The sequence below is a fragment of the Bacillus sp. FSL H8-0492 genome (assembly GCF_038006145.1).
GTDB classification, from domain to species: domain Bacteria; phylum Bacillota; class Bacilli; order Bacillales; family Bacillaceae_G; genus Bacillus_A; species Bacillus_A mycoides.
On sequence record NZ_JBBOUP010000001.1, the window covers coordinates 3,077,173 to 3,091,911 of the forward strand.

Here is a 14,739-nt window from a genome sequence, read left to right on the forward strand (position 1 = left end):
ATTTTAAAAAACATAAAAACCTCAAAAATGCCAAATCCCTTATGTCACAAAGGATTTGGCATTTTTAAGTTTCTAGAAAAACCCGCTAAATATAAAGAGGAATTAAAAGTCATAAATCCGGTACAATACTGTATCCACACCCAAGGAACTGTCAAATGAAATAACGTGTCTAACTTTTTGGAGTCTATTGACCTTTTCAAATCCCCTTATATTAATGCTCGCTATTAAGACCTTCTCCTTCTAGGACCTACAATTAATTTGATTGCTGTTCTTTCTTGATTATCGATAGTAACCTCTTGAAATGCTGGAACAAGAACCAAGTCAATGCCACTTGGAGCTACAAAACCTCTTGCAATCGCAATTGCTTTAATCGCTTGATTTAAAGAACCAGCTCCAATCACTTGGATTTCTACTTTGCCACTTGCTCTTAGTACGCCCGCTATTGCACCTGCCACTGAATTCGGACTTGATTTTGAGGATACCTTTAATATATTTTCCATGTAAGTTGCTCCCTCTATTATTTAATCTCTCTTTTCTTACTGTTTGAAATATAACTAACGTATCTTTAACTACTATTCGAAATAAATACAAACAATTCTGTATAATTACATTCATTCGATATTTTTTGCCTTCTTCCTGCACAACTACATAAATAAAAAGCGACGACTAAGTTAAAAACTTAATCATCGCTTTATCCATTTCTCTGTTTCACTAAAATGCTGTCCTTTAAATACTTCTCTTCTTTACTTTAGCGATATACTATCTTAAAGTTTAAATACTTCAACATTTTAAAACCTTGGATAGAGTTATCTGCTAAATATTCATCCTTTTTCTTCTCCAAAATTCATTACATAGAATATTCTAACTCCATTTTTTTGAAAACTATATCTCCTCATTAGAGCACTTTATATTATGCCAGCTTTTTATCCCAAATCTATTACCTTATATATGGACAAGTATACACGCCAATTGCTTTTCGATTGCATAAACTACTATGTGTTATACATTTATTAATAATAGGAGGTAATATATTGGGTTCATACTATCATTCTTCAAGTTCATATAAAAGATCTTCATGCCACTCTTCTTCTAGTTCATATAAACAATGTTCGTGCCATCAATCTTCCAGTTCGTATAAAAAATGTTCATGCGACCATTCACATAAATCATCTAAGCCTGCTTACGGCACTTTTTGGCAAACTGAGTTTATAACTGTTCCTTTTGGCGGTTCTTTTCCGTTTAATCACGTTGGCCCTTTGGCAGGGGGAGTTTCCTTATTAAATCCGACTACTATACAATTTAGTAAAGCTGGTGATTATAGAATTTCTTTCATTTCAAGTATTAACACTACGTTAAATCCTGTATTTCCCCATATTCCAGTCATAACTATATTTTTAAATAATAATCCACTTGCTAATAGTCAAGGTGATTTCGCTTTTCAAATGAATACTTCATCAAATAACGAATGCCTTCAACTAGTTGGCGAAACTATTGTTACGGTGCCTGCTAATTCAACTCTTCAACTTAGAAATAATAGTGGTTTTAATCATCAAAGTATTGTAACTTGTGATAATGGTATAAATTCAGTTGAATTAACAGTTACAAAACTAAGTTAATACTATTCCCTCACATTCAGATGCTAACTCAGCATCTTTTTTATTGCATAACGTTTTTTTTATTCCTATCGTCCTCTTATAGAACATAAGCTCCTATTTCACTTTTCTATTCATCTAATAAACATGAAAAAGTGCCGAAATCCTTCTTCCACAAGAATTCGGCACTTTTTTTATTAAAACCGATTCATTCTTTCCTACTTCTCCACATAAACCGATTTAACTATCGTACGATTATAAGGTTGTCCTTCCTTATTCATTCCTTTCATATCAATTGTAACGTTATATACACCTGGCTGTTCTATATTTTTCAAAACACCTGTAAATGTAGTTGTATTAATGTTTTTCGATTCATTTGATTCAGAAACTAATTTTCCATCTTTATTAATTACTCGTACTGTTACTGAAAGATCGCCTTTCATTTCTGGAGCTACAGGTGATTTTTTGAGTTTATACTCTGCTTCATTTACTTTAACCTTTGCCGGCATTTGAAGGACGAACGGAGCATCTTTTTTGTAATCGGTCACGATTAAATATGCATCTTTCGGCTGCTTCGCCATCATTTTAACTTGCCATTCTCCTGCTTCCATTTTATCAAATTTAAATGTTCTTATAGTGGCTCCTTTAAAGAGAGATTCACCTTCACCAGTAGATACAGCACTATCTTTATTTGTATAAACTTTTCCTTTTGGAGATATTAGTTGTATTTCTACATCTGAAGAAGCTGTTAAAATAGAAACTACCCCTTCTGCTTTTTTATCAACTGCGACAGTTTGTCCTACCCACTCATTTTGTGACAACTCTCCTCCTAAAATAGCTTGATTAGAAGTTGTGTTTAATTGTTCTGCCTTATCCTCTGAACTATTACTCGGGGCTAATAAAGCTGGTACTGGTACATTTACTGTCCGTAAATATGGTTCAATTCGTGCGAAAACGGCTGAACCTTTTCGTATATTATCATGATCAAATCGTGAATCTGTAAATAAATGTGTTCCATATGGTAACTTAGCACTCCATTCGTTCACCAATCCATCATTAGAACCGTATGATGACAAATACAACCCGCCCATAGATAGTGCTGAAAAAACAGGTCCCCAGCTTGTCCCAGTAGCCGTATAGTAACGGTTTAATTTAGCTGCAGGATTATTATCTATTGTAGAACGAAACTTTGCCATTTCACCTATTTGCAATGAATATGTCCCATCATCTTTTTGACCTAATATAGAGGCAAGCCATCCTGCCCACCAACTATATGATAAATCCGCTAAATTGGATCCGTAATGCGGAGTGGCAAGCGTAATAACATTTCCAACAAATCGATTCGCTCCATATCCAACTAACGCAGCTTGTGTATCAATACCACCTTTACTGTGAGCTACAATATTTACTTTTTTGCCAAAATGATTATAAATCTCTTCAAGCTTTTGTGCTAACAATTTTCCATTGTCCCATTGGCTAGCTGATCCTTTCCCCGCGGCATCATATAATTGAATAAATACAGTTTGATAGCCTGCTTTCAAAGCATAATCGTACATATCATTCATCTCATGATATACTGTCTTTCCATACCAACTATCCGCATTACCATTTCTTCCTTGTACAAAGAGAATTGGTGTTTTATTCTCATCATAATTAGCAGGTTTCTGACCTAAAAACCATTCTCCAGGAGTAAATACTTCTTGATTTGGAAAGCCAGTCTTAAGCTCTGTTACAACCTCCGCGTGTACATTTTCACTAAAAACCAGCGGACTCATAAAACAAAGTACAATAAATAATGCGATACTCCTTTTCATAATTCCCATTAACATCCCCCTTTTTCTCCTGAAAGAAAACGCTGCCATTCCGTTGAACACCAATTGTTTTAAATTCCATTTAATCAATTACTTTTACGTTACAATATAATAAGAAATTAATAGCCGCATTCCTTTCTTATCAAACGTTATTCTCTCAACATTTCTTCATTCCTTTTTACAATAAGCGTTTTGAATATTTCTCAATAAAGCTTTCTCTTTACAAAAAAACTGCGTATAAAAGGTCTCTTTAATAACCTTTTATACGCAGCTTCTTTGTTTAAAACTCGATAATGTACTCATCATCATATTTATCGTATTGCAAACCCGCTCCTATTTTGAATTCTGTAACTTGATCTCTTAGAAATGGTGCATCTTCTATTTTACTAGTTGCTATTTCAATCCCATATTTTTTTGTTAAATGCGCTAATTCTATTAAAAACCATTCTCTTCGTAATACGACTGGAATATCATACGTTCGTCTTTTCATATATACTAGCACCTCTTTTATTTTCATTATTGAAAAGAATATCACTTCTACTTTCGATACACTTTTTAAAACTATCGTTCATCATCAAAGGCCAATGAAACATTATAGTATATGCATGTCCGTTTTAAACGTGCTATGGCAAAAATAATATTAAAAAACTTAAAAATCCTTATTTAGTTTACATAAAAAAATTATGTAATAGTAAAAGGGGAAGGCTTGTCCCTCATCCTTTTACTATCAAAAGCTAAATTAAGAACATCTTGGTACACCTAAAGCTAAGAATAAACCTGCTACTCCTGCTGTAATTGGCACTTTCAACGTAATAACATCGTCTACTTTTGTTACTAAAAAGTAAGCATTCCCTTCTTGTAACACACAATTCACTAATAATTGAAATTCCATTCAAATCTCCTCCTTTCAATCGATATACCATAATTTATGAAATCTCTTTCAAAATGTAATAGTAGATATATCTATTTTTCCTTATATACGAAATAAATGTTTATATGTCTATTAAATATATTAATTTTCTAAATTAATATAAAACGTGTAATATCCAATAAATCCCTATATAATCAATAGAGAAAATCTTACAAATGGAGGTATGAAAATGGCAGTTTTGAGTAATATTGGTGCAGCTTTATTTTTTATTGCTTTTATCCTTTTAATTCTTTGCATCATCTCGTTCTTTAAGAAAAATGGTAAAGCAATACGATATGGTCGTTCTACCGTTATTCTTTTTATGATTTCAATCGTCTTAATAATAACTGGCGCAGAGACTTCTAATCACCCAATCGTTGAATTTTTTTCTATTTTAAGCTTTGTTTTATTTATTTTCTTCCTCGTACTAGCAATATTATCTGTAATTAAAAAGACAGGTGTTGCAAAAAAACAATTTATCATTACAGCTATTTTATTTGTCATTTTTGTTGTGCTATTAGGTATTTCAGGTCCTTCTTCTGAAAAAACGACAGCAACTAATAAACAAGTCGCTTCTAATAGTGAAGAGAAAAAAGATGACGAAAAGAAAAAGGAAGTAGAAAAGAAAGAAGCGGACGAAAAAACTCGTAAACAACAAGAAGATGAAAAACGCCAAGCCGAAGAGCAAGCTCTTAAGCAAGAAGATGAAAAGCGTCTAGCTGATGAACAAGCTCGTAAACAACAAGAAGAGCAAAAACGTCTAGCTGATGAACAAGCTCGTAAACAACAAGAAGAGCAAAAACGCCAGGCTGATGAACAGGCTCGTAAACAACAAGAAGAGCAAAAACGCCAGGCTGATGAACAAGCTCGTAAACAACAAGAAGAGCAAAAACGCCAGGCTGATGAACAAGCTCGCAAACAACAAGAAGAGCAAAAACGCCAGGCTGATGAACAAGCTCGCAAACAACAAGAGGATCAGCAAAAAGTACAGCAAGCTCAAACACAACCAGCTGCAGGTAACAATAGTAATGTAACTTACAAAAATTGTACTGAAGTTAAAAACGCTGGAAAAGCTCCATTATATAGAGATCAACCAGGTTATAGCTCTAAACTTGATCGTGATGGCGATGGAGTTGCATGTGAAAAATAGTAGTAAAAAAGAAGCTTCTAGTAAGCTTCTTTTTTTATTATCAGAAACTATTGCGACGAATTACCCTCCCTCTCCCTTTTATAAAACTCATTTTATTATTCTCAAAAATGACACATAATAAGTGATTTAAATCACCACATTGATTTTAATTTAACGCTATTCTTAATTTAGATATTACATTTAAACTTTATGGAGGCATTCATATGAAACATACATTTACTGAAACTTCAATTATCGGTGAGATTGTTACACAATTTCCGAAAGCTAGTGACCTTTTTAAATCATATAGAATAGACTTTTGTTGTGGTGGTAATAGACCACTTCTTGACGCAATTAATGAAAGAAATTTATCGGCAACAGAGGTAATTACAGAGTTAAATACACTTTATAATAATACGAAACTATTAAATGAATCTGAAATTGATTGGAAAAATGCTTCATATCGTGAATTGATTGATTATGTGATTAATAAGCATCATCGCTATTTAAATGAAGAGTTGCCACAGCTAAGTCCATATGTGACGAAAGTATTACGCGTTCATGGAGCAAATCAGCCTCATTTAGCTCAAATTCATAAACTATTTCATGAACTTAAAATGGAATTAGAACAACATTTAATTAAAGAAGAAACGGAAGATTTCCCGTTAATTTTAGAATTCGAACAAAATCCAACTGATGAAAACTATGCAAAGTTACGTAAAGTAGTAGATGAGCTCGAAAATGAACATAACCACGCTGGCAATATTATTAAAGAACTTCGTAAGGTTACAAATGACTTTACTCCACCAGAAGGAGCTTGCGGCACTTATCGCCTTGTTTACCAGCGCCTTGAAGCCATTGAATCTGATTTATTTGAGCACATTCATTTAGAAAATAATATTTTATTTCCGCGTGCAATTTCAAAAGCATAAATAAAGTGCAGGACATGAGTATAAATGCTCATGTCCTGCTTTTTCATTGTGTAAAAAATATTTACACTTCCCCTCTACCCATATAACCATATTCCCTTTCGCTTCTCCCTTCACATAAATCCGAATTTTAACAATTTGTGAATCATTACAAAAATGTGATAAATATCACATCTCCCTCTTTTTTAATTTTCTATAATAGAAATATAATCCTTTGTTCAACATTTCACATAAAAAGGGGAAACGAAAATGAAAAAACGTTTAGTTATGATCGGAAATGGTATGGCTGGCATACGCTGTATGGAAGAAATATTAAAACATGATAGTGATTCATATGAGATTACTATTTTTGGAGATGAACCACATCCAAACTACAATCGCATTATGCTCTCTCATGTTCTACAAGGCAAAACAAATATGCAAGATATCATTATGAACGAATATAGTTGGTACGAAGAAAACGAAATAACTTTATATACAAACGAGAGAGTTCAAAGTATTAACCGCGAGGAAAAGGTCATTATCACAGAAAAAAATCGTACTCTTACATACGACAAACTCATTATCGCAACAGGTTCTAGTGCTTTTATTTTACCAGTTGAAGGTTCCACCCTTCCTGGTGTAACAGGATTTCGAACAATTGAAGATACACAATTTATGATGGATACCGCTAAAGAAAAGAAAAAGGCCGTTGTCATTGGTGGTGGATTACTCGGTTTAGAAGCCGCAAGAGGTCTTATTGACTTAGGAATGGACGTACATGTTGTTCATTTAATGCCTAGCTTAATGGAGCAACAACTAGATACGAAAGCAGCTTCCCTATTGCTTGAAGATTTAGAAGCGCAAGGCATGAAGTTTCTAATGGAAAAGAAAACTGTAAAGATTCTTGGTACAGACCATGTTGAGGGCATTCAATTTGAAGATGGTGAAGTTGTAGATTGTAATTTAATCGTGATGGCTGTTGGAATACGCCCGAATACCCATTTAGCAAAAGATGCTAGTTTAATTGTAAATCGCGGCATTGTAGTTAACGACTATATGCAAACAAATGATGCATCCATTTATGCTGTTGGAGAATGTGCGGAACATGACGGTATCGCATATGGACTTGTTGCCCCTCTTTATGAACAAGGCGCAATATTAGCAAAGCATATAACAAATTTACAAACTGATGGATATGTGGGCAGTATCGTCGGTACACAATTAAAAGTTGCAGGTTGTGATTTATTCTCTGCTGGCCAAATTTATGAAGATGATATAACGAAAGCAATATCAATCTTTGATGAATGTAAACGTTCCTATAAAAAAGTATTAATTCGTGACAATAAAGTCGTCGGTATTGTTTTATATGGTGATACTGCTGATGGTACACGCCTCTTTAGCATGTTAAAGAAAGAAGAAGATATACAAGAATATACAGCAGCTTCCCTTCTTCACAAAGCTGGTGAAGAAAACGAACTTAACGTTGCTACTATGAGTGCTGATGACACTGTTTGCGGATGTAATGGCGTTACGAAAGGTACAATCGTTCATGCCATTTTAGAACAAGAGTTAACTACTTTTGAAGAAGTTAAAGGATGCACGAAAGCCGCAGGGTCTTGTGGTAAATGTCGTCCGCTTGTGGAACAAGTTCTAGCTCATACACTCGGAGATGCTTTTGATGCTTCTGCGCAGTCTGCTGGTATGTGCGGATGTACAACTTTATCACGTGACGAAGTCGTAGCCGCCATTCACGAGAAAGGTTTAAAATCGCCAAAAGAAGTACGAAATGTACTCAGTTTTGCACATGAAGACGGCTGTTCGAAATGTCGTCCTGCTTTAAATTACTATTTACGTATGGCGATTCCGGAAGAATATGTAGATGATAAATCATCTCGTTACGTTAATGAAAGAATGAATGGTAACATCCAGCACGATGGTACATTCTCTGTTATTCCACGTATGTACGGAGGCGTTACAACCGCAGATGATTTAATGAAAATTGCTGAAGTCGCAAAAAAATATGACGTTCCTCTTGTGAAAATTACAGGTGCGAGCCGAATCGGCTTATATGGTGTTAAGAAACAAGATTTACCTAACGTATGGGCTGACTTAAATATGACTTCTGGATATGCGTACTCAAAATCGCTTCGTAATGTAAAATCATGTGTTGGTTCTCGCTTCTGTCGTTTCGGTACGAAAGATTCATTAGGACTTGGTATGCTCCTTGAACAGTCATTAGAAATGGTAGATACACCTCATAAAATGAAAATGGGTGTAACAGGTTGTCCACGTAACTGTGCGGAAGTACTTACGAAAGATTTCGGCGTTGTGTGTGTTGAAAATGGATTCCAACTGTATATCGGTGGAAATGGTGGTACGGAAGTACGCGAGGCTGATTTTGTAATGATCGTCCCTACTGAAGACGATGTCCTTCGCATCGCTACAGCTTACATGCAATATTATCGTGAAACTGGTATTTACGGGGAGCGTACTGCCTATTGGACAGAACGATTAGGCTTCGATCATATAAAAGAAATACTACAAGATACAAGTATGGTCACGATGTTAAATGATCGTTTCCAAACAGCTCGTAGCACATATACGGAAGCTTGGGGACAAGCACTAGAAACGAAGTCTTTAAAAGCGATGTATGAAGTAGAAACTGTGAAATAAGGAGCTGTGATCTATATGATACAAACGAAAGAAAAAATAAAAGTTATGCGTGCGGAAGACCTTCCTATTCAAATTGGTAAAGAGGTACAAATGAAAGGTATGTCTATCGCCCTATTCCGCCTTTCAAATGGAGATATTCGAGCTGTAGAAAATCGTTGTCCTCATAAAAACGGACCGTTAGCGGAAGGAATTGTATCTGGGGAATTCGTCTTTTGTCCACTGCATGATTGGAAAATCTCATTACTAACAGGTGAAGTTCAAAAACCTGATGACGGCTGTATCCAAACGTACGAAGTAGAAGTTATTGATGGTGACATTTATATAAACATGTAATTTACGAAAGGAAGCCTCCTCTGGCTTCTTTTTAAATAAAAAATGATGAGGTGCGATTATGAACGGATATGTATATTTAGTTGGTGCAGGACCAGGTGATGAAGGGCTTATTACAAAGAAAGCGATAGATTGCTTAAAGCGTGCAGATATTGTCTTATATGACCGCTTATTGAACCCTAACTTTCTTAGCTATACAAAGCCAACTTGTGAACTTATTTATTGCGGTAAAATGCCAAAGAATCATACTATGCGTCAAGAAATGATTAACGCCCACCTCCTTCAATTTGCACAAGAAGGAAAAATCGTTGTCCGCTTAAAGGGCGGAGATCCATCTATTTTTGGCCGTGTTGGTGAAGAAGCAGAAACTTTAGCAGCAGCGGACATTCCATATGAAATTGTACCAGGTATTACATCTAGCATCGCCGCTAGTAGCTATGCAGGTATCCCCCTCACCCACCGTGACTATAGTAATAGCGTTACTTTACTAACTGGGCATGCAAAAGGTCCTTTAACCGATCATGGAAAATATAATTCATCCCACAATAGCGACACAATTGCCTACTACATGGGTATAAAGAACTTACCTACAATTTGTGAAAACTTACTACAAGCAGGAAAACAAGAAAATACACCCGTAGCAGTCATTGAGTGGGGTACAACTGGAAAGCAACGCGTTGTCACAGGAACACTTTCAACCATTGTTCCTGTCGTCAAAAACGAAAATATTTCTAACCCTTCTATGACAATTGTTGGTGATGTCGTTTCCTTACGGGATCAAATCGCTTGGAAAGAACGTAAACCATTGCATGGTAAAAAAGTTTTATTTGCATCCGCAACAAATAAAACCAGTTTCATGAAGCAAAAGTTACAAGAATGCGGTGCAGAAACATATCAAATTCCAACTTTCAAAAGGGAAGAATACACATTAACATCTGAACAAATCAATGAAATTTTTAACGTTGATCGCCTTGTATTTTGTTCAGCTGAAAGTGTAGAAATCTTGATGCGATCATGTAGTAAACACCAGAAAGATATTCGTTCCTTACAGGCGAAACTGCAGTATATGAACGTTGCCACTCAAGAAAAACTTATGCAATATGGGCTACTAAGTAAACAAGCAGAGTTCTCTTCCGATACAACTGTTTATTTAGGCAGAAATATTAATCGAATTGGTTTTATTCAAGAAAAAATTGGTGCTGGGTCCTACATGATGACTCATGAGTATACAATTGATCATCGCTTCGATGAAGTCCATTCTCGTATGCTTTCTGAATTCTCATGGGATAGCATTGTATTTGAAGGACGTGCTTCTATTGATACGTTTCTAGCAGAAATAAAACGACTTGGCTTTATCGATATTCTTACTCTACCATTCTCGTATACCGACATTCCAACGTTACACTATGCGAATAAAGTTGGTTTTCATAATGTAGATGAGCAATTACAAGACATGATTATGAAGAAAGATTTGGTGGTACGATGAAAGGAATTGTATATGTTGGACACGGTAGTCGCCTGCGAGAAGGTAATGAACAATTCATTCACTTTATTCAATCTGTTATGAAAGAACGTAACGAAAGGAGTCAAAAAATAGCTTTTCTAGAACTAACGACACCTACCATTTCGGATGCAGTTACAGAAGCAATACTAGAGGGTGCAACTGAAATAATGATTGTACCTGTTTTATTATTTGCAGCAGCTCACTATAAACGTGATATTCCTTTTGAAATAGAGCAACTACAAAAGAAATATCCTCAAATAACATTTTCAATTGTACCACCTTTTAGTACGCATCCACATATGGTTGAACTTGTAGTGAAAAGAATACGTGAAACTATGCCAAAGCAAGATAGTAGCGTTTTACTCGTAGGACGAGGCAGTAGTGATCCACAGCCCATACATGAGTTACAACAAATCGGAGCAGCGGTCGAACGAAAACTCGGTATGCCAGTATCGTGCTCCTTTTTAACGAAAGGAGCGCCCTCTTTTACTGCTGAGCTCAAGACGATAACATCGACTGCGTCCCATGTATATGTCATGCCGTACCTTCTCTTTACCGGTTTGTTACTTCAAAAAATTAAGTTGCATACAAAAAAATATGATCACATCACGACTTGCAACTGTCTTCAGTTTGATACATATATGAAGTTAACATTATTAGAACGAATGGAGGAATGTGTGTATGTATAACATGTGCCCTCTTATGTTTAATTTAGATAAAAAAGTAGTTGTTATAGTTGGTGGTGGTAAAATCGCATATCGGAAAGCGTCTGGATTAAAAGATACAGGCGCTTTTGTCACCGTTATCAGCCCAGAGATTTGCGAGGAAATGAAGGAACTTCCTTATATTACTTGGAAGCAAAAAACTTTTAGTAATGATGATATTAAAGATGCTCACCTTATTTATGCAGCTACAAATCAACATGATGTCAATATGATGGTCAAACAAGCCGCACATGATTTCCAATGGGTTAACATTGTAAGTGATGGCACAGAATCATCCTTTCACACACCTGGTGTCATCCGAAATGATGAATATATTGTAACGATTTCAACTTCCGGTAAGGATCCATCGTTTACAAAGCGTTTGAAGCAGGAACTAACATCTATATTTCCTAAACTTATAAAAAAGCTTTCTCGTACTCACAAATAATAATCTATTTCTTAGCTAAAATAGTAATTATCTTTGGACAAACGTTTTTTAGAAGCGTTTGTTCTTTTTGTTTTGGTTCCTTTTTTGAATTAAGCCGCTTGATTATCAGACATGGTACAATTGTAAACGACACCCAATATATCAAAGACTGTTTTCTTCTCATATCGATGGGATTTCCATCCATCATTTACCGCCTCAAATCTATCCGTTTTTGCACGTATATTCAAAACAAAATATATGACAAATAAATAACGACAGTTACTGTAATAATGCTGAAAAATGTTGAAAATAAAACGATTTGTGCATGTAGTTCAGGCTCTATTTGATACTCCATAGCAATAGTTGCTGTATTTCTTGAAGTAGGAAAAGAACTTGCAATAAATAATGATTGTGCAACAATACCATCAATGTTTAGTAGGTATATCATGACAAGTGCTAATAATGGTCCCATCAATAATCTTCCAATTAAAGCCCATGTTATGACTCGATGGAAAAAATTAAGCTTAATGTTGGATAATTGCGCTCCTAGCAATATGAGTGCTATTGCAACAAAACTATTCGCAAGCTGATTAAGAGGTAGAAAGATAGAATTAGGTATTTGAATTGTAAAAGATTGAAAGAGAACCCCTAATATGAGTGCATGAAATACAGGCAGTCTTAGAAATGATTGAATAATACTTCCGATTGTTTTTGTTGCTGATAGTAAGTTATATATCCCATATGAATAAGTTAAAAGATTCTGGAAAATCACAATGAAAATCTGAATGGAAACCCCCACTGGATTGTGACTGAAAATCAATTGACTTACTGGTAATCCATAATTACCGGAATTCATTAACGAAATGCTATTTTTTAGAGCTGCACTTTCTCCTTTTTCTAACTTTAATGTTTTTGAAATGAAATGACTTACTATCATCACACTCAGACTGTAAAGTATTAAATAGTATATTATCTGGAGCAACAAACCTGTTTCTATACTAATATCATATATATTCACAAATACAGCCGCTGGCATCAAGCAATAAGTAATAAGTGTAGATAGCTGCTTTAAGTTAAATTGGAACTTTCTTTGTAAGATTGCACCAATTAGAATCAATATTAATATTGGTAATATCACGTCTAATATAATAAAAACAAACATTTAATACCCCATTCTAAATACATAATAGTTGGATTAAACTCTTTACTAAATATGGATACAGTTAATTCAAATGTAGCCCCTGACGCTACCCAAAATACCATTTGAAAGCATTCGTATACAGGATTTTATCGGTAGCTTGTTCATCAAATAGCTGTTGAATCAATTTGATATCTCCATACTCAAAAGGTCTTTTTGCTCTTGTAGATGGTAAATCTGTTCCAAACATAAGTGCATCTGGGTTAACTTCATAAATCGACTTTAAGGCATTCTCAACATCTAATTCGACACGACCAAAACCAGTAGCTTTCACATGTACCCCTTTATCAACTAGTTTTAATAAATATGGTAAACCTTCTTCTGATAACCCTAAATGGTCAATTGATATAGCTGGTAATTTTTCTATAGTGGATGCAATTCCGGGCAACTCTTTTGCATCCATATAAAGCTCACTATGCCATCCTACTAAATCATGAACTCTTCTAGCAAAGTAATCCAGCTTCGATAAATCTTCTGAACCACCTCTTTTAATATTAAAGCGTAATGCTTTTACCCCATTTTCATTTAAATTTAGTATTTCTTCATCCGTCACTGTAAAAGGTAATTGTGTTACGCCACAAAATGTTGAACCCAACTGTTTTAGTGCCTTTAATAAATATTCTTGATCAAACCCTTGGAAAGAACCAGATACGATCGCTCCACCAATTACATTCAAATTAGGAGTTTCATTCTGATAATCTTCTACAACAAAGTTGGGTGGAAAATACCCTTGGTTCTCAATAATCGGAAAATTAAAATCAATAATATGAAAATGTGCATCAAAAATTCTCATTTCATTTCCCTCCCCTCTCTTTTCTTTAACATATCAAATATGACTCATAAAGAAAATTATGGATTATTTATACAAATTCATAATTTTATCTTATCGACCTAAACTTTATTCTTTATTTTAGGTGTACTTTTTCACAATATCCATTAGCCTTACGAAAAAATCTGGCCCTAAAAAATATGAAGTTTTTTCTTGTTATAAATACCTTCATATATTTTTAAAATTTATAAATATTTATATATAGTTTTTTTAGAAAATGACGACTATTTATCGATTCGTTAGCGATCAATAGTCATCGTTTAATTCAAAAGTTATTATTTTCGTTCTCGATATATTCCGAATGTTTTATGAGGATTTTTCGTTTGTTCATTTCAGTCTTATAACAATCGTACTGTTGCTTTTACTTTGGAAACTTTCAATAGACAAAAAACAGAGTTCTCGATTGTGGAATTAGATTTAAGTTCATACATTTATCTCTTAATATCTTTATCTGTAGGCAAAACAATTGCAGCTATTATATAAAGTAACACCGTAAATCCACTAGTAAAAACGGCTGATAATGCAGTGACTATGCGAAGGATACTTACATCAATTCTATACTTATCGCTTAAGCCACCTAATACACCTGATACTTGTTTATCTTGAGTGGACTTATATAATTTTTTCATCTAAACACCCCGATCCAATTAAGTATTTGTATGCTAAAAATTAGTTCTATCTTCGGAAGAGATTTAAACTTTCTTTAACTAACCCTTTAATT

At 34.5% G+C, this 14,739-nt stretch carries 15 protein-coding genes; 8 read left to right on the top strand and 7 right to left on the bottom strand.

What is annotated here, in order from left to right; translation table 11 throughout:
- Positions 1-224: 224 nt before the first annotated feature.
- The gene (locus tag MHH66_RS15790; protein ID WP_002035358.1) at positions 225-500 is read right to left on the bottom strand and encodes a stage V sporulation protein S; all 276 of its coding nucleotides are present in this window, start codon (positions 498-500) and stop codon (positions 225-227) included.
- 531 nt (positions 501-1,031) lie between these two features.
- On the opposite strand from MHH66_RS15790, the gene MHH66_RS15795 reads away from it, so the two are divergent.
- Positions 1,032-1,616, top strand: coding sequence for a hypothetical protein (locus MHH66_RS15795; protein ID WP_016126851.1), 585 nt, complete (start codon positions 1,032-1,034; stop codon positions 1,614-1,616).
- Positions 1,617-1,810: 194 nt separating this feature from the next.
- On the opposite strand, the gene MHH66_RS15800 is transcribed toward MHH66_RS15795, so the two are convergent.
- The 3 genes from MHH66_RS15800 to exsG all read right to left on the bottom strand — a co-directional run bounded on the left by MHH66_RS15800 (position 1,811) and on the right by exsG (position 4,295).
- Complete coding sequence (locus MHH66_RS15800) at positions 1,811-3,421, bottom strand: lipase family alpha/beta hydrolase (RefSeq protein WP_407060703.1); 1,611 nt, start codon at positions 3,419-3,421, stop codon at positions 1,811-1,813.
- Between the two features lie 262 nt (positions 3,422-3,683).
- Positions 3,684-3,893, bottom strand: coding sequence for a hypothetical protein (locus tag MHH66_RS15805; RefSeq protein ID WP_002085943.1), 210 nt, complete (start codon positions 3,891-3,893; stop codon positions 3,684-3,686).
- A 249-nt stretch (positions 3,894-4,142) separates the two neighbouring features.
- Positions 4,143-4,295 carry an exosporium protein ExsG gene (exsG, locus tag MHH66_RS15810; RefSeq protein WP_000395676.1) on the bottom strand — a complete coding sequence of 51 codons (153 nt, stop codon included), beginning with the start codon at positions 4,293-4,295 and terminating at the stop codon, positions 4,143-4,145.
- 208 nt (positions 4,296-4,503) lie between these two features.
- On the opposite strand from exsG, the gene MHH66_RS15815 reads away from it, so the two are divergent.
- The 7 genes from MHH66_RS15815 (at position 4,504) to MHH66_RS15845 (ending at position 12,012) form a co-directional block, all read left to right on the top strand.
- Complete coding sequence (locus tag MHH66_RS15815) at positions 4,504-5,463, top strand: excalibur calcium-binding domain-containing protein (RefSeq protein ID WP_078184790.1); 960 nt, start codon at positions 4,504-4,506, stop codon at positions 5,461-5,463.
- Between the two features lie 203 nt (positions 5,464-5,666).
- Positions 5,667-6,374 (top strand): iron-sulfur cluster repair di-iron protein, encoded by a 708-nt coding sequence (gene ric / locus MHH66_RS15820; RefSeq protein WP_063217690.1) that lies wholly within the window; start codon positions 5,667-5,669, stop codon positions 6,372-6,374.
- Between the two features lie 246 nt (positions 6,375-6,620).
- Entirely contained in the window at positions 6,621-9,026 is a 2,406-nt protein-coding gene (gene nirB, locus MHH66_RS15825) for an NADPH-nitrite reductase large subunit (RefSeq protein ID WP_078184789.1), read from the top strand.
- Between the two features lie 15 nt (positions 9,027-9,041).
- Positions 9,042-9,359 (top strand): nitrite reductase small subunit NirD, encoded by a 318-nt coding sequence (nirD, locus tag MHH66_RS15830; RefSeq protein WP_061689857.1) that lies wholly within the window; start codon positions 9,042-9,044, stop codon positions 9,357-9,359.
- A 58-nt stretch (positions 9,360-9,417) separates the two neighbouring features.
- Complete coding sequence (locus tag MHH66_RS15835; protein ID WP_078184788.1) at positions 9,418-10,842, top strand: uroporphyrin-III C-methyltransferase; 1,425 nt, start codon at positions 9,418-9,420, stop codon at positions 10,840-10,842.
- Positions 10,839-11,549, top strand: coding sequence for a sirohydrochlorin chelatase (locus MHH66_RS15840; RefSeq protein ID WP_063217693.1), 711 nt, complete (start codon positions 10,839-10,841; stop codon positions 11,547-11,549). Before MHH66_RS15835 ends, MHH66_RS15840 begins: the two co-directional genes overlap by 4 nt.
- Positions 11,542-12,012, top strand: a complete 471-nt coding sequence (locus MHH66_RS15845) for a precorrin-2 dehydrogenase (protein ID WP_063217694.1) — start codon at positions 11,542-11,544, stop codon at positions 12,010-12,012. The genes MHH66_RS15840 and MHH66_RS15845 overlap by 8 nt, the downstream gene beginning before the upstream one ends.
- Before the next feature lie 223 nt (positions 12,013-12,235).
- On the opposite strand, the gene MHH66_RS15850 is transcribed toward MHH66_RS15845, so the two are convergent.
- The 3 genes from MHH66_RS15850 to MHH66_RS15860 form a co-directional block, all read right to left on the bottom strand.
- Positions 12,236-13,153, bottom strand: coding sequence for an AEC family transporter (locus MHH66_RS15850; RefSeq protein WP_078184787.1), 918 nt, complete (start codon positions 13,151-13,153; stop codon positions 12,236-12,238).
- An 85-nt stretch (positions 13,154-13,238) separates the two neighbouring features.
- The gene (locus MHH66_RS15855; protein WP_063217696.1) at positions 13,239-13,982 is read right to left on the bottom strand and encodes an amidohydrolase family protein; all 744 of its coding nucleotides are present in this window, start codon (positions 13,980-13,982) and stop codon (positions 13,239-13,241) included.
- Between the two features lie 467 nt (positions 13,983-14,449).
- Positions 14,450-14,647 (bottom strand): PspC domain-containing protein, encoded by a 198-nt coding sequence (locus MHH66_RS15860; protein WP_078184786.1) that lies wholly within the window; start codon positions 14,645-14,647, stop codon positions 14,450-14,452.
- Between the last annotated feature and the right edge of the window lie 92 nt (positions 14,648-14,739).